The sequence below is a fragment of the Streptomyces kryoterrae genome (assembly GCF_054072135.1).
In genome coordinates this window covers 4,880,892-4,895,575 of the sequence record NZ_CM133358.1, presented here as the reverse complement: position 1 = coordinate 4,895,575, position 14,684 = coordinate 4,880,892, and the positions used below count along the sequence as shown (strand labels likewise).

The following is a 14,684-nucleotide window of genomic DNA, read 5'->3' as shown; positions in this document are numbered from 1 at the left end:
GTGATGCGTGTTACCGCACGTCGACGTAGTCCTCGGCCCCGGCGCCGGCGAAATGCCTGCTGTCCGGCTCCAGATGCACCGGCACCCAGGTGCCGTCCATGGGCGCCTTGATGCCCTTGGCGAAGGAGCCGTTGCGCCCGGTCCCCACCCTGCCCATCAGGTACCAGGTGTTCTGGCCCTTCGGCCGGAACAGGATCTGGACCCACTTGCCGCCGTACGCCTTCCAGCTCGTCCAGCCCACCGTGCTCGCGGGCTTCGCCTCCTGGAGGACGCCCTTCACGGTGAGGGTCGCGCCCTTGCGGACCGGCTCGGGGGTGGCGTTCGCGCTGATGATCCGGGTGAGGGCCTTCACCCGGCGCACCGCCACGCTGGTGGTGCCCTTGAAGTCCCGGGTGGAATCGCCGGCGTACCGCAGTCGCCAGTAGCCGTCGGCGTCGCCCCGGAGGCGCTCCACGATGAACTGCTCGTCGAAGCCGGTCGTCACGGTCTTCTTGGTTATCCAGCCGTTCCTGCCGTTGGCGGAGCGCTGGATGTCGACCTTGATCCGGCCGCCGTAGCCGTTGCCGGCCAGGCGCACGATGCCGGTGATGTCGAGCTGGGCCCGCTCGTCCTGCGCGGCCGTGAACTCGGTGAACCTGCTCGTCGAGGTGACCTTGACCTTCACATCGGCGGTCGCGGTCCGCACGATCCAGGCGTTGTACGGGTATGGCGGGAAGCCCACCTCGAACGTGGTGTCGCCGTCCACCCGCCGGACGAAGGTGAAGCGGCCGGCTGCGTTCGTGGTGGCCTCGGTCGCGTCGGTGATGCTGCTGTTCTTGTAGTCCAGCTGCAGTGGGATGCCCGCCAGCGGCTTCCACTCGCTGCCGCTCCGGTACTCCAGCCGCCCGGTGACCTTCATCTCGGCGTTGGTCACGAGATGGAAGCTGTTCTTGTCGAGGATCAGGCGGGTCGGGGCGGCCTTGGGGGTGATCGCGACCATGGGGACCGTGGCGTAGCCCAGGTCGCTGCGGTACTGGGCTCGGGCCCAGCCGCCCTCGCTCACCTCACGGGCGAGGGAGAAGTGCCCCTGGTCGTCCGTGGTGACGGTCTCCTCGACCGAATCGCCGAGGTCGATGTAGACGGAGGCACCGGGCATGGCCTCGGTCGCGCGGGTGCTGGGATCGCGGAGCAGCAGATCACCGGAGGCCGTGACGAGCTTGGCGTCGATGTTCGGGTTGGTCGGTGTGACGATGAAGTTCGTGATCACGGGCTGCTTCTGGTAGCGCAGCACACCCGCGTTCCGCTGGACGGTGGTCTCGCCGCCGCTGTTCGTGGCCTCGACGTCGATCGTGTACTCGCCGAGAGTGTCCAGGTGGACAGGCTGTGAGGACCAGGTGCCCTCCCAGGGGCTGGCCCGGTACGTCTCGGTGAAGTCGGTGATCGTGGCCACCGGAGTGTCCGTCTCGGCACTGCCGAGCGGGCGCAGCTTCGCGGTGATCTTCTTGACGTCCTCGCCGACCACGCTGCCGTGATTGAGGCGTACGTCGATGACCGACCAGTCCGTGTAGTCGCTGGACGCCTCCTGGACCACCGGAGCGGCGGCGTGGGCCGCGCTGGGTATGGCGAAAGTGGCGAGCAGGACGGCACCGGCCGTCACCATCCCCCTGATGCTGTGTCTCAAGAACCCCCCATGGTTCTCGGTGGGCCACGGCTCCGCAGTGGCCCACGGTGAGCGACGAAGACCCCCTCCGGACAACCGGAGGGGGTCTTCGTGCGATGTGGCTGGGGCCGGGGTCGAACCGGCGACCTATCGCTTTTCAGGCGATCGCTCGTACCAACTGAGCTACCCAGCCACGAGGTTTCACGTGAAACATGTAACCTCAGCGGTCCTGACGGGATTTGAACCCGCGGCCTCCACCTTGACAGGGTGGCGAGCACTCCAAACTGCTCCACAGGACCTTGCTGTTGTGCGCGAAGTAAGTCTCGCACACCGTGTCGCATGCTCCCAACGGGGTTTTCCGCCTGCTCGCTTTCGCCGATCCAGTGGTTCTGGGTGACCGGTTCGAGGCTGGCTGGCGGGCCGATGTCGCTGGAAAAGCGTATCAGACCACGGGGGATGGTCCGCGCACGTGGCAGTGCAGGTCGAGGGGTGTGCGGTCCGGCTCGCGGCCCTGCCGGCGGCCGAGCGGGCGGGACTTCCCGGCGTCTCGGCGCCTCGGGCCCTGCAGAGTTTGGCCGGAGCGGTGGTGGGGCACACGGCGATGAAGCTGACGGGCATCGAGACGCTCACCATCTGCCCGTGGGCCATCCGCGAAGGGGTGCTGCTGCGGTGCGTCGAGGACGGTGTGTCGTGGTGGGCGGAGATCACCCAGGAGTGGGACGAGGCGGCGCCCGTGGGGCCGACGCCGCTGCGGATCGCGACGCCTGAGGCCTGAACCGCCGGCGCCTCGGCGGGCGAGTCGCCCCGACCCGGCCCGACCCGAGCCGGCCCGACCCAGGAGGAGCCATGGTGGACAAGGGCCGTACCGACAGGATCAAGGGCAAGGCCAAGGAGTTGGCCGGCAAGGCCACCAGCGACCACGAGCGGGAGCTGGAGGGCAAGCTGGAACAGGCTCGTGGCGAGGCCAAGAAGGCAAGGGGAGAGGCTCGGGAGCGCGCCGAGAAGGCCGTGCGCCCGGACGAGCGGGATCGCGGCTGAGTCGGCTGAGTCTTCCGGCGTGACATCACCCGGTCCGACGCGGCGTCATCAGGGGTGAGGGCCGGGCGGCGGGTCCTCGGGCAGGGCCCGGAGGCCGGCGACCGTCTCGGCGATCTGGAGTCGGAACACCTCGGGGAGCGCGTCGCCGGTGACGGCTTCGATGAGGTTGCCGGCCACCTCGTGCAGCTTCGTGTTGGTGTTCTGGGAGACCGCGACCAGCACGTTCCAGGCGTCCTCGGCGTTCAGCCCGAAGGACGCCATGAGGACACCCCGCGCGAGGTCGATGACGGGCCGCGTCTGCATGGCCCGCCGGAGCTGAACCACCTCGATCCGCAGGTCCTGGTCTGTTTCGCCGAGTGGCGCCATCTCCGCGCCGAGGGAGAGGGCCCCGGCGGGGCGGGCCTCCTGGGTCCGGCCGGATCCGCCGGCCCCTCCGGCGACGGCGGGTTCGTCGGCGTCGTGAGCGCCGGCGAACAGTGGCAGCGTGCCGGTGATCGAGAGGAGCCGGAGCATCGCGGTGCCCGCCGACCGAATGGTGATGATCTTGCCGTCGTCGAGGGCGCGCCGTCGGACGCGGAGTAGGACGTTGAGTCCGGAGCAGTCACAGAAGTCGACGCCGCTCAGATCGAGCTCGATGCCGCGCTCCGAACGGGCCAGGGCCTGGCGCAGACCGTTGTGCAGTTTCTGCTCCGTGACGAGGTCGATCGCCCCCGACACCACGACGAGCGTCGAGTAGCCCTCGGGACGGGTCTCGATGCCGAGCAGGGGCGCCAGGCGGACTTCGTCCGCCACGCTGAGCTGCGTGGTAACTGCACGTTCTGACATCGCGGCCAACTCCGTAGGCATCGGGCAGTACGTGGCACCTCAAGCGTCGGTCCAGAGAGCCTCGTACGTCAAGAGATACGTGAAATCAAGTTCGGCCTTTTGAATACGTGAATCAAACAGCCTATGCTGTCGACATGCGTGGAGTACCCGAGTCACATACCGGATGGACGTTCCTCACCAACCACTCCCGTGTGCTGGCCGCGATCGCGGAGAATCCCACCATCCGCATCCGTGACATCGCCGCACATTGCCGGCTCACCGAGCGCGCTGTTCAGAAGATCGTCGCGGACCTGGAGACGGCCGGGTATCTCACCCACACGCGTCAGGGACGCTCCAACACGTACCGGATCGAGGACGGGACCCTCCTGCGGCACCCCGCCGACGAGGGGCTGAGCGTGGCGGAACTGCTGTCCCTCCTGTCGCGGCACGATGACGCTCACACCGACGGTCGGCGCGAGCTGCAGTCGACGGCTCCGCGCGCGAGGACCCCCGAAGACGACCAGTGACTCCCTGAGTGTCGCCCCGCCCGCCGCACTCCGCCCCTCGGGGCGACGTGCGTTGGTTCCGCGTTCGCCGGAGTAGTAGCGGGCGCGCGCCTGGGTACTCGCCTGTGCGACCGGTGCCCGTCGACGAAGGGGCAGCGCTGTGAGCGACTACCGCACCAACACTCCCGAGGGTGACGAAGAGGGAGCCCAGGAACAGGATTCCCGGCCGGACCCCGTCCCGAGGGACATGCCCGACCAGCAGACGGGCGCGGACGACGACCCCTGGGAGCTCGAGGACGACCCGGCGGCCACCGAGGCGGACGAGCGGCCCGACCCCGAGGTCCCCGACACGGACGAAGCCGGCACGGGCAAGCGGGGCGCACCCCACTCCGGCAGCGAGCGCCCTGAACACCCCGTGCCCGACGAGTCGCCCGCCTGACCCTCCCGGTCCCCGAAAGGGCACGCGACGGGTGTGCGCAAGTGGATCAGCGACTGGCCCGTCCGCCGGCAACTCACCGGAGCCGACCCGCTGGGCTGCGGCAAAGCCGCCATGTCGGAGCGCACCCACCAGCTACGGCCTCGTACGGACACCGCCGATCGGGTGCTGAGCTCCGTCTGCCCGTACTGCCCGTACTGTGCGGTCGGCTGCGGTCGGCAGATCTACGTCAAGACGGCAAGGCCGTCCAGATCGAGGGCGACCCCGACTCCCCGATCAGCCGGGGCCGGCTCTGCCCCAAGGGCTCCGCCGCCGCGATGAAGGTGTCCTCGCTCGCCGCGGTCTCGCTGTCCGGCGCCGCACTCGTCCACGACCTCGGGGTGCCGAGCCGCTTCCCGAACATGCTCCGGGTGTTCAAGCCGAACTCGCCGATGAGCGTGGGCTCGTGGCTCCTCGCCGGATACGGGCCCGTGGCGGGCGCGGCGTCCCCTACCTCCGTCACCGGGCGGCTGCCCAGGACGGGCCGGGCGGCGACGGCCGCGCTGCTCGGCCCGGCGCTCGCCTCGTACACGGCGGTCCTGGCGGCGGACGCCGCCGTTCCCGCCTGGCACGGCGCGCACCATGAACTCCCGTACGTCTTCGTGGAGTCCGCGACGGCCGCCGCCTCCGGGATGGCCCTGATCCTCGGCCCCACGGCGGAGTCCGCATCGGCCCGCCGCGCGGCGGCGCTCAAGGCGGCCGAGAAACGGCTGGGGGATGGTGGCGGAGACCCACCGCGAGGGCCGCGCCGACGCCCTGCCGCGCACCCGCCCGGTGGCGGAGGTGAGGGCTGCCGCAGTCGCCAGGCGGCCGTGGCCGGGGGCCTGGCCCTGCTCGCGGGCTCGGCCCGCACCCGCTTCGGCATCTTCGCGGCCGGGATCGCCTCGGCCGAGCACCCGAGGCACACGGTCGTCCCGCAACAGCCGGACCAGCCAGCACGCCCCTGACGCACGAAATGGCGGCCACCCCTGATGCGGGATGCCGCCAACCGTACTTATCTGTGCCCCCAACGGGATTCGAACCCGTGCTACCGCCTTGAAAGGGCAGCGTCCTGGGCCGCTAGACGATGGGGGCGAGGACGTGAGAAGCATAGGTGATGCCGGGGAGGTTCGCCAAAACGGTTTACGGGCTCCGAACGGGGGACGGCGAAGGTGAAGTCGGGGCCGAAGTCGGCGGCGAAGTCGGGGGTGAAGGCGAAGGTGAGGGAACCGGTGTGGCGCCCGGCTGGTTCTCCTTCGGCAGGTGGCGGCTGACCTCCGCCGTGGTCAGCCCGAGGCCGCCCAGTTTGATCTCGTCCCAGGCCTGCAGGCGATGCGTGTCGCGGTCCAGGTAGAGGACGGACGCCTCGATCTGGGCCGGGTTCCGCTTCTCCAGGGCGCGCAGTCCGCCGCCGCCCGTCGAGCCCTCGATGCGCAGCCGGGTGCCCTGCTTCATGACCTCCATCTCCGCGTGGTGGAGGTGACCGGCCAGCACGAGCGGGACCACGCCGTCGGTCCGGCGGGCCGCGTCCGGCTCGTGGACCATCGCGATGTCGACCGGGGTGCCCAGGGTCCGCTGGTCGCGGATGGCCGAGGCCAGCCGGTCGCCCGCCAGTTCCTGGTCCCGGCCGCCGTCCTGCTCGCCCGCCGCGCGGTCCGGGGTGAACGCCGGGTCGCCGATGCCCGCGAAGCGCACCCCCCCGATGGTGGCCGACTGGCCGTCGTCCAGGACGTGCACGTTCTTCATGCGCTGCAGATAGCGCTGGGTGAGCCGCGAGTCGTGGTTGCCGCGCACCCAGACGTACGGGGCACCGAGGTCCCTGATCGGGTCCAGGAAGCCGTTCTCGGCCGCCGTGCCGTGGTCCATGGTGTCGCCCGTGTCGACGATCACGTTGATGTCGTACTGCTTCACCAGCGACGCGATGATCTTCCAGCTGACCGGGTTGAGATGGATGTCCGAGACGTGCAGGACCCGGATCGTGGCCGGGTCGGGCTGATAGGTCGGGAGCGTGGACGTGACGTCGTACAGCTTTGTCACGTTGGTCACCAGACGCGCCAACTCCTTCTGGTAGACGTTGAATTCGGTGACGATGCTGCGCGCGTTGCCGACCAGGGAGGGGGCCGAGGACAGCAGCCCGGAGAACTTCGGTTCCAGGACCGACTTGGGGTTCCAGGTCGCGTACGCCGTCGCTCCCGACGCCATCAGGAGGGTGAGGGCGAGGCCACCCGCCGCGAGGGCCCGGCGCGGGCGGCGGTAGACCGCGAGGCCGAGGGCGGTGGCCCCGGACACGACGGCCACGCAGGAGCGGACGGCCAGGTCGAGGGTGCCGTGCCCGACGTCCTCGGCGACCTCGTCCTGGAGGCCGGAGAGGCGTTCGGGGTGGTCGACGAGGGCCTGGGCGCGGTCCGGGTCGAGCTGGTCGACGTTCACGTCGAGGCGGACCGGCGCGGTATGGCTGTTCAGCTCCAGGGCGCCCAGCGGGGAGACGTTGATCTTCGTGCCGCCGGTGAGGGACGGGCGCAGGGTCATCGTGGTGTCCATCGGGCCGACCGGCGCGCGTACGTTGCCGACGATCAGCAGCCCCAGCCAGGCACCCAGAAGGACCACCGCGACCAGGCCCAGGGCACGCGTCCAGGGGTGCGGCGGATGGACCAGCTCGGCGGCCGGATGCACGCGGCGGGCCCGGTAGGGGCCTGCGAGGGCGGTCAGGGGGCGGGCGAGGCGACCGGGGGTGGTGCGGGAGCGTTCGGGGTGCGGGGTGTTGGCGGGTACGCGTGCCATTGGTCCCGTATGCCCAAAGCGGGACGCGGCTAAGCGGGGTGACACAGAGCACGGCTTTCCGCAGAGCGCGGGTCCGTGACCCCCCGTACGGGCGGCTCGTACCGGACAATGGGCATGTGCTGGAGATGACGCGCGAGGAGTTCGAGGAACTGGTCGCCGAGTCCCTCGACCGGATTCCGCCGGAGCTGACGAGGCTGATGGACAACGTCGCGGTGTTCGTCGAGGACGAGCCCCCGGCGGACGACCCCGAGCTGCTCGGGCTGTACGAGGGGACGCCGCTGACCGATCGCGGGGAGTGGTACGCGGGGGTGCTGCCCGACCGGATCACGATCTACCGGGGGCCGACCCTGCGGATGTGCGAGACGCGGGACGACGTGGTCGCGGAGACCGAGGTGACGGTCGTACATGAGATCGCTCACCATTTCGGGATCGACGACGAGCGGCTGCACGCGCTCGGCTACGGCTGACCGGCCATGAGGTCATGGGGTCAGGCGTGCGGAGGCTGTTGAGGGGCGCGTGTCTTCTTGTGGGCGACGGGAGTTGAGCACGTTGACTCCTCGACTCCCCACCGGAGGTGGCTGCCCGTGCGCCCCTTGCATGTACCTGTCCGTTTGGCCGCCACGGTCGTGGCCGTCGCCGCTGCCGCCGGCTGTATGAGCGTGGGCGACGGCGACACCGGCCAGGTCAAGCCCTCCCACTCCGCCGGCCAGAAGGGCGCGAAGGCCCCCGACGGGGGGCCGGGGGTGACCGGCGGTGGCGGCTACGGGTGGGCCGGCGGGTCCGCGGGTGACGGCAAGTCGGGGCGCGCGAAGGGCAAGGGGGGCGCGAAGGGGGCCAGCGGGGCGCCCGTTTCCCCGGGCGCCTCCCCGTCCGCCGGGCAGAGCGCGCCCGCGTCGGTACCCGCCAAGCCGGGCGGCGGCAGTGCCGGGCCGGTCGATCCCGGTGCGCCCACGCCGACGAAACCGCAGCCCACGCCGACGAAGACCGCCGAGCCGGAGCCGGAGCCGCCGCCCGAGTCCCCCACACCTCCGCCGCCTTCGACGGACCCGACGACCGCGGAGCCGTCCTCCTCGGTGCAGCCACAGCAGGCCCAGTCGCAACTGGTCACGCGGGAGCCGGCGCCCGAGGCCGGAGTGCCGGTCTAGCCGAGGGTCCGGAAGGCGGGTGACCTGCGACGACGGTACTCAATTTGCCCAAAGGGGAGGTGGGTGCGTATGGTAGTAGATCGTTTGATCCCATTGCCTGGCGCCGAAGAGATGCGCCGCGTGTGGCGCGTACTCTCCCTTGCCGTGGCTGACCGCATTGAGGCGGTCAATTTGCGAAATCACGGAGTTGACGGGCGCGTGCCGACGAGACTCCGGAAGGTTTCGCATTCGCATGTCCATTTCCAGTACTGATCACATCGTCGTGCCCGAGAACGAGAACGAGAACGACGAGGTCGTCAGCCTCGACCTCGATGTCGACCTCGCTGAGACGGCCGCCGACACCGACGCCGCCGATGACTCGGTCGACACCGAGCCCGGCGAGCCGGAGATCACCTTCACCGATCTCGGTCTCCCCGAGGGCGTCGTGCGCAAGCTCACGCAGAACGGTGTGACCAGCCCCTTCCCGATCCAGACGGCGACCATCCCGGACGCCTTGGCCGGCAAGGACATCCTCGGCCGTGGCCGCACCGGCTCCGGCAAGACCCTCTCCTTCGGTCTGCCGCTGCTCACGAAGCTGTCCGGCGGCCACACCGAGAAGAAGAAGCCCCGCGGCATCATCCTCACGCCGACCCGTGAGCTCGCGATGCAGGTCGCGGACGCCCTCCAGCCGTACGGCGACGTCCTCGGCCTGAAGATGAAGGTCGTCTGCGGCGGTACGTCGATGAGCAACCAGATGTACGCCCTGGAGCGCGGCGTCGACGTCCTCGTCGCCACGCCCGGCCGTCTGCGCGACATCATCAACCGCGGCGCCTGCTCCCTGGCGAACGTCGAGGTCGCGGTCCTCGACGAGGCCGACCAGATGTCCGACCTGGGCTTCCTGCCCGAGGTCACCGAGCTGCTCGACCAGATCCCGGGCGGCGGCCAGCGCATGCTGTTCTCGGCCACGATGGAGAACGAGATCTCCACGCTGGTCAAGCGCTACCTGACCAACCCGGTCACGCACGAGGTCGACAGCGCGCAGGGCAACGTCACGACGATGTCCCACCACATCCTCATCGTGAAGCCCAAGGACAAGGCGCCGGTCACGGCCGCGATCGCCTCCCGCAAGGGCCGCACGATCATCTTCGTCCGCACCCAGCTGGGCGCCGACCGCATCGCCGAGCAGCTCTGCGAGTCCGGTGTGAAGGCCGACGCGCTGCACGGCGGTATGACTCAGGGCGCGCGTACCCGCGTACTCGAGGACTTCAAGAAGGGCTACGTCAACGCCCTCGTCGCCACCGACGTCGCCGCCCGCGGCATCCACGTCGACGGCATCGACCTGGTCCTCAACGTGGACCCGGCCGGCGACCACAAGGACTATCTGCACCGCTCCGGCCGTACGGCCCGCGCGGGCCGCTCCGGCACGGTCGTGTCGCTGTCCCTGCCGCACCAGCGCCGCCAGATCTTCCGGCTGATGGAGGACGCGGGCGTCGACGCCTCGCGCCACATCATCCAGGGCGGCGCGGCCTTCGAGCCCGAGGTCGCCGAGATCACCGGCGCCCGGTCGATGACCGAGGTCCAGGCCGAGTCCGCGGGCAACTCCGCGCAGCAGGCCGAGCGTGAGGTCTCGCAGCTCACCAAGGAACTGGAGCGCGCCACGCGCCGTGCCGCCGAACTGCGCGAGGAGGCCGACAGGCTGATCGCGCGTGCGGCGCGCGAGCGGGGCGAGGACCCGGAGGCAGCCGTGGCCGCGGTGGCCGAGGCCGCTGCCGCCGTCGTCGTCGCCGAGGCCGCCGCCGAGGCGACGGCCGCCGCGGAGGCGCAGGTGCGCGAGGAGCGTCCGCGCCGTGACGACCGGGGCAACTACGAGCGCCGCGACCGTCGCGATGACCGTCCGTCGGGTGGTTTCAACCGTGACAACGACCGTGGTGGCCGTTCGTTCGAGCGTCGTGACGAGCGTCCTTCGGGTGGTTCGGGTGGCGGCTTCCGTCGGGACGACCGTTCGTCCGGTGGTGACCGTGGTGGTTTCCGTCGCGATGACCGTCCGTCGGGTGGTTTCAACCGTGACAACGACCGTGGTGGCCGTTCGTTCGAGCGTCGTGACGAGCGTCCCTCGGGTGGTTCGGGTGGCGGCTTCCGCCGGGACGACCGTCCGTCGGGCGGCTTCAACCGTGACAACAACGACCGTGGCGGCTTCCGCCGCGACGACCGTCCGGCCACCGGTCACCGGGGCAGCGACCGCCCCTTCAACCGTGACCGCCAGGGCGACCGTCCCACCGGCGGCGGCTTCCGCGCCGGCGGCCACGAGCGCCCGCAGGGCCGCCGCGACGACCACCGCGGCACCGGCACGGGTTCGGGCTCCAACACCGGCACCGCCACCGGTTCCTTCGGCCGCCGCGACGAGAAGCCGCGCTGGAAGCGCAACGGCTGATCGCCGGTCGATCACCGGGTGATCGCTGACTGATCACCGAAGGGCCCGTACGACTCCGGTCGTACGGGCCCTTCGGCGTTGCCGCGCCTTCCTCCCCCACGCCGAAAAAATCGCAACTCGCCTGTGAGCAGCGGCTGTTACGCTCCGGCACGGAATCAATGATCCGGTGATCAGCCGGATCCACGGGGAGGAAATTCGTTGAATCCGTTGGATCGTCATGCCTTCGCACGCTGCGGGGCCGCCGCGCTGCTCGCGGCGTCGGCCGTCGTCGCCACGCCATGGGCGGCTGCCGCTGCGGAGAACCGACCACCGTCCCAGCCGGCGCTGTCCGAACTGACCACCGGGAGCAAGGCGTGCGTCGGTGGTGCGGACCGGCTGTACGTCGGTACGCGGCCGACCCTCGGGGCGGTTCTCCGCGACCCGGACGGGGGCCGGGTGAGCGCCGAGTTCGAGGTGTCCTGGACGGACGGCTCGGGCGTACGGCAGATACGAACGGGCGTGACCACCGCCTCGTTCAGTGGTACGTCGTTCAGCTGGACCGTGCCGACCGACGTGCCGGCGTTCACCGGGGTGAGCTGGCGGGTGCGGGCGAGCGACGGCACGCTGTGGGGGCCGTGGAGCTCCGACGGCGGCAGCGGTCCGTGCGAGTTCGTGTACGACACCGAGGCACCCGCGAAGCCCTCGGTGTCCTCGCCGGAGTACCCGGACGACACCGGGGTGTGGCACGACGGGGTGGGCGTGTACGGCACGTTCACCGTCGACTCCACGTCGGACGACACGGTGTCGTACCGCTACGGCTTCCTCGGCGGGCCGCAGTTGACGGCCGTACCGGACGTGCCCGGCGGGCCGGTGGTCCTGCGCTGGCTGCCGCAGTCGGTGGGCGTCAACGGGCTGGAGGTCCAGGCCGTCGACCGGGCGGGCAACGCGAGCGCGCCCGCCACCTACCAGTTCCGGGTGAGCGGGGGCCGTACGCCCGTCGCCGCCTGGACGCTCGCCGACGCGGCCGGGGCGAGCGAGGCCTCGGCGGAAGCGGGCGGCCGGTCCGCGACGGCGGGAGACGGGGTTGTGTTCGGCGCGGCGGGTCCGTCCCGGACCTCGGTGACGCGGGCCGTCGGCCTCGACGGGTCGGACTCCGCTTATCTGACGAGCGGCGCGCCGGCCGTCGACACCGGCAGGGCCTTCTCCGTGAGCGCCTGGGTGCGGCCGGATGCCGCCGGCGTGGACATGACCGCGGTCGGCCAGGGCGGGGCGGCAGGGTTCGGGCTCGGCGCGGAGAACGGCGCCTGGTCGTTCTCGGTGGGCGGCTCGGTCGTACGGGGTGGTGTGCCGGAGGCCGGTGACTGGGCGCATCTCACCGGGGTGTACGACCCGGTCGCCGGTACGGCCCGGCTGTATGTGAACGGGCGGCCGGCCGGCACGGCCGAGAACGTCACCGGCACCTCGGCGTCCGGAAACCTCCAGATCGGGCGCGCACTCGCCGGGCACGGAGAGAACTGGCGCGGTGCGCTGGCCGGCGTACGGGTGTGGGACCGGATCGTGGTCCCCGCCGAGGCCGCCGGGGCGGCGAAGCGGGCCACCGTGAGCGAGGGGTACTGGGCGCTCGACGAGGCGACCGGCGCCGGCAGTCCGGAGCGGGACGGCGGACGGCCACTGACGCTCGGCGGGAACGCGACGATCTACCGCGACGACGCCCCCTGCGACTGGCTCGACCCGGACTGCCTGCCGGCACAGTCCCCCCTCTTCGGTTCCGGGCACCTGCTGCTGGACGGCGACGGGGACTTCGCCGCGACGGACGGCCGGGGCATCGCCACCGGGGACAGCTTCTCGGTCGCCGCGCACGTACGGATCGACGCGGCGGCCCAGGACCGGCCGATGACGGTGCTGTCGGTACCGGGCGTGGACAACTCCCTTGCCGAGGTGCGTTATTCGGGGGCCACGCAGCAGTGGGAGGTGGCTCTGACGGACGTGCACGGTGAGCCGGTCACGCTCACCGCCGACAGCGCGTGGGCCTCCCCGGACGATGTCCATCACCTGGCACTCGTGTACGACGACGAGGCCGACGAGATCCTGCTCTACGCCGACGGGCAGCTGTCGGCGAGGGCGTCGTACCGGCCCGGCTGGACGACGACGGGTGACCTGCAGATCGGCCGGTCGCAGGGCGTGGACGGCTGGGGCGGATACCTGGCCGGAGCGGTCGACGAGGTGCACGTCTACGCGGGCGTGCTCAGCGCGGTCCAGGTGGCCCAGCTGGCGATCGGCGCGACGGACGTCTGACAATGTGGCCGGGACAGACATGATTTCGGCCAAATTGGTTCGCCTGTGGCGCATGTCATACCCCCAGCAAGGGCATTGCTGGGGGCATGACAGATGACGTCAGAGTGAGTGGGCTGTCGGACGAGGAACGGCTTGCCCAGCTCGGTTACACCCAGGTCCTCGCCCGCCGGATGTCGGCGTTCTCCAACTATGCGGTGTCCTTCACGATCATCTCGGTCCTGTCGGGCTGCCTGACCCTCTACCTGTTCGGCATGAACACGGGCGGCCCGGCCGTGATCACGTGGGGCTGGGTCGCCGTAGGGCTCATGACCCTCTTCGTCGGGCTGTCGATGGCCGAGATCTGTTCGGCCTACCCGACCTCCGCCGGCCTGTACTTCTGGGCGCACCGGCTCGCTCCCCCTCGTACGGCCGCCGCCTGGGCGTGGTTCACGGGGTGGTTCAACGTGCTCGGGCAGGTCGCGGTGACCGCCGGCATCGACTTCGGGGCGGCCTCCTTCCTGGCCGCCTACCTGAACCTCCAGTTCGACTTCGAGGTCACCCCGGGCAGCACGATCCTGCTCTTCGCGGGCATCCTCGTCCTGCACGGGCTCCTGAACACCTTCGGCGTACGCATCGTGGGCCTGCTGAACAGCGTCAGCGTGTGGTGGCACGTGGTGGGGGTGGCCGTCATCGTCGGCGCGCTGACGTTCGTGCCCGACGAACACCAGTCGGCCTCCTTCGTGTTCACCAAGTTCGTGAACAACACGGGCTGGGGCAGCGGCGTCTACGTGGTCGCCCTCGGGCTGCTGATGGCTCAATACACCTTCACCGGCTACGACGCCTCCGCACACATGACCGAAGAGACCCACGACGCGTCCACGGCGGGCCCCAAGGGCATCGTCCGCTCGATCTGGACGTCCTGGGTGGCCGGGTTCGTACTCCTCCTGGGCTTCACCTTCGCCATCCAGTCGTACGACGGCGCCCTGGGGTCCCCGACCGGTGTACCGCCCGCGCAGATCCTGCTCGACGCGCTGGGCGCGACCGCGGGCAAGCTGTTCCTGCTGGTGGTGATCGGGGCGCAGCTGTTCTGCGGTATGGCGTCGGTCACTGCCAACTCCCGCATGATCTACGCCTTCTCACGTGACGGCGCCCTCCCCTTCTCCCGCCTCTGGCACACGGTCAGCCCCCGCACCCGCACCCCCGTCGCGGCGGTGTGGCTGGCGGCGTTCGGGGCGCTGCTCCTGGGCCTGCCCTACCTGATCAACCTGACGGCGTATGCGGCCGTGACGTCGATCGCGGTGATCGGCCTCTACATCGCCTACGTCATCCCGACGCTGCTGCGGCTGCGCAAGGGCGAGGCGTTCGAGCGGGGGCCGTGGCATCTGGGCCGTTGGTCGCGGGCGATCGGCGTGGTGTCGGTGATCTGGGTGGTCGTGATCACGGTGCTGTTCATGCTGCCCCAGGTGGCGCCGGTCACCTGGGAGACCTTCAACTACGCCCCGATCGCCGTCCTGGCGGTGCTGGGGTTCGCGGCGCTGTGGTGGGTGGTGTCGGCGCGGTACTGGTTCCTCAACCCCGAGCACGAGCGCACCCGGGCCCGCGAGGCGGCTCGCAAGGGGGCGCCCGAACCGGTCGATCCGTAACGAGGGGCCCC

12 protein-coding genes, 3 tRNA genes and 2 pseudogenes are annotated in these 14,684 nt (G+C 70.6%); 11 read left to right on the top strand and 6 right to left on the bottom strand.

Annotated elements, in window-relative coordinates:
- Positions 1-10: 10 nt before the first annotated feature.
- The 3 genes from ACW4TU_RS21185 to ACW4TU_RS21175 all read right to left on the bottom strand — a co-directional run bounded on the left by ACW4TU_RS21185 (position 11) and on the right by ACW4TU_RS21175 (position 1,938).
- Entirely contained in the window at positions 11-1,639 is a 1,629-nt protein-coding gene (locus tag ACW4TU_RS21185) for a hypothetical protein (RefSeq protein ID WP_457429713.1), read from the bottom strand.
- A 119-nt stretch (positions 1,640-1,758) separates the two neighbouring features.
- A tRNA-Phe gene (locus ACW4TU_RS21180) sits at positions 1,759-1,832 on the bottom strand.
- Positions 1,833-1,863: 31 nt separating this feature from the next.
- Positions 1,864-1,938 (bottom strand) — tRNA-Asp (locus ACW4TU_RS21175).
- A gap of 200 nt (positions 1,939-2,138) precedes the next feature.
- Between ACW4TU_RS21175 and ACW4TU_RS21170 the strand changes: the two are divergent.
- Positions 2,139-2,414, top strand: a pseudogene (locus ACW4TU_RS21170) (Ppx/GppA phosphatase family protein); the annotation flags it as partial.
- Between the two features lie 71 nt (positions 2,415-2,485).
- Entirely contained in the window at positions 2,486-2,677 is a 192-nt protein-coding gene (locus ACW4TU_RS21165) for a CsbD family protein (protein WP_457429711.1), read from the top strand.
- A gap of 48 nt (positions 2,678-2,725) precedes the next feature.
- Here ACW4TU_RS21165 and ACW4TU_RS21160 read toward each other — a convergent pair whose 3' ends face one another.
- The gene (locus ACW4TU_RS21160; RefSeq protein WP_457429710.1) at positions 2,726-3,502 is read right to left on the bottom strand and encodes an ANTAR domain-containing protein; all 777 of its coding nucleotides are present in this window, start codon (positions 3,500-3,502) and stop codon (positions 2,726-2,728) included.
- Between the two features lie 134 nt (positions 3,503-3,636).
- On the opposite strand from ACW4TU_RS21160, the gene ACW4TU_RS21155 reads away from it, so the two are divergent.
- The 4 genes and pseudogenes from ACW4TU_RS21155 to ACW4TU_RS21140 all read left to right on the top strand — a co-directional run bounded on the left by ACW4TU_RS21155 (position 3,637) and on the right by ACW4TU_RS21140 (position 5,409).
- Complete coding sequence (locus ACW4TU_RS21155) at positions 3,637-4,008, top strand: helix-turn-helix transcriptional regulator (RefSeq protein ID WP_457429708.1); 372 nt, start codon at positions 3,637-3,639, stop codon at positions 4,006-4,008.
- Positions 4,009-4,147: 139 nt separating this feature from the next.
- Positions 4,148-4,426: a hypothetical protein gene (locus ACW4TU_RS21150; protein WP_457429706.1), complete on the top strand. Its 279-nt coding sequence runs from the start codon at positions 4,148-4,150 to the stop codon at positions 4,424-4,426.
- A 33-nt stretch (positions 4,427-4,459) separates the two neighbouring features.
- Positions 4,460-4,734: pseudogene (locus ACW4TU_RS21145) on the top strand (hypothetical protein); the annotation flags it as partial.
- 6 nt (positions 4,735-4,740) lie between these two features.
- The gene (locus tag ACW4TU_RS21140; protein WP_457430767.1) at positions 4,741-5,409 is read left to right on the top strand and encodes an NrfD/PsrC family molybdoenzyme membrane anchor subunit; all 669 of its coding nucleotides are present in this window, start codon (positions 4,741-4,743) and stop codon (positions 5,407-5,409) included.
- 54 nt (positions 5,410-5,463) lie between these two features.
- Here ACW4TU_RS21140 and ACW4TU_RS21135 read toward each other — a convergent pair.
- Positions 5,464-5,536: transfer RNA gene (locus ACW4TU_RS21135), tRNA-Glu, on the bottom strand.
- A 48-nt stretch (positions 5,537-5,584) separates the two neighbouring features.
- A complete protein-coding gene (locus ACW4TU_RS21130; protein ID WP_457429704.1) occupies positions 5,585-7,222 on the bottom strand; it encodes a metallophosphoesterase family protein in 1,638 nt (545 codons plus the stop codon).
- Between the two features lie 116 nt (positions 7,223-7,338).
- Between ACW4TU_RS21130 and ACW4TU_RS21125 the strand changes: the two genes are divergently transcribed.
- The 5 genes from ACW4TU_RS21125 (at position 7,339) to ACW4TU_RS21105 (ending at position 14,673) form a co-directional block, all read left to right on the top strand.
- A complete protein-coding gene (locus ACW4TU_RS21125; protein ID WP_329283034.1) occupies positions 7,339-7,689 on the top strand; it encodes a metallopeptidase family protein in 351 nt (116 codons plus the stop codon).
- Between the two features lie 117 nt (positions 7,690-7,806).
- Positions 7,807-8,367 (top strand): hypothetical protein, encoded by a 561-nt coding sequence (locus ACW4TU_RS21120; RefSeq protein ID WP_457429702.1) that lies wholly within the window; start codon positions 7,807-7,809, stop codon positions 8,365-8,367.
- A gap of 232 nt (positions 8,368-8,599) precedes the next feature.
- Entirely contained in the window at positions 8,600-10,777 is a 2,178-nt protein-coding gene (locus ACW4TU_RS21115; protein ID WP_457429700.1) for a DEAD/DEAH box helicase, read from the top strand.
- A gap of 207 nt (positions 10,778-10,984) precedes the next feature.
- The gene (locus tag ACW4TU_RS21110; RefSeq protein ID WP_457429698.1) at positions 10,985-13,051 is read left to right on the top strand and encodes a LamG domain-containing protein; all 2,067 of its coding nucleotides are present in this window, start codon (positions 10,985-10,987) and stop codon (positions 13,049-13,051) included.
- 86 nt (positions 13,052-13,137) lie between these two features.
- Complete coding sequence (locus tag ACW4TU_RS21105) at positions 13,138-14,673, top strand: amino acid permease (RefSeq protein WP_457429697.1); 1,536 nt, start codon at positions 13,138-13,140, stop codon at positions 14,671-14,673.
- The last annotated feature ends 11 nt before the right edge of the window (positions 14,674-14,684 follow it).

Coding starts and splice junctions, on each gene's coding strand:
- ACW4TU_RS21130 (WP_457429704.1), bottom strand. CDS start 7,222: ATGGCACGCGTACCCGCCAACACCCCGCACCCCGAACGCTCCCGCACC.
- ACW4TU_RS21185 (WP_457429713.1), bottom strand. CDS start 1,639: ATGGTGACGGCCGGTGCCGTCCTGCTCGCCACTTTCGCCATACCCAGC.
- ACW4TU_RS21105 (WP_457429697.1), top strand. CDS start 13,138: ATGACAGATGACGTCAGAGTGAGTGGGCTGTCGGACGAGGAACGGCTT.
- ACW4TU_RS21115 (WP_457429700.1), top strand. CDS start 8,600: ATGTCCATTTCCAGTACTGATCACATCGTCGTGCCCGAGAACGAGAAC.
- ACW4TU_RS21140 (WP_457430767.1), top strand. CDS start 4,741: ATGAAGGTGTCCTCGCTCGCCGCGGTCTCGCTGTCCGGCGCCGCACTC.
- ACW4TU_RS21165 (WP_457429711.1), top strand. CDS start 2,486: ATGGTGGACAAGGGCCGTACCGACAGGATCAAGGGCAAGGCCAAGGAG.
- ACW4TU_RS21155 (WP_457429708.1), top strand. CDS start 3,637: ATGCGTGGAGTACCCGAGTCACATACCGGATGGACGTTCCTCACCAAC.
- ACW4TU_RS21160 (WP_457429710.1), bottom strand. CDS start 3,502: ATGTCAGAACGTGCAGTTACCACGCAGCTCAGCGTGGCGGACGAAGTC.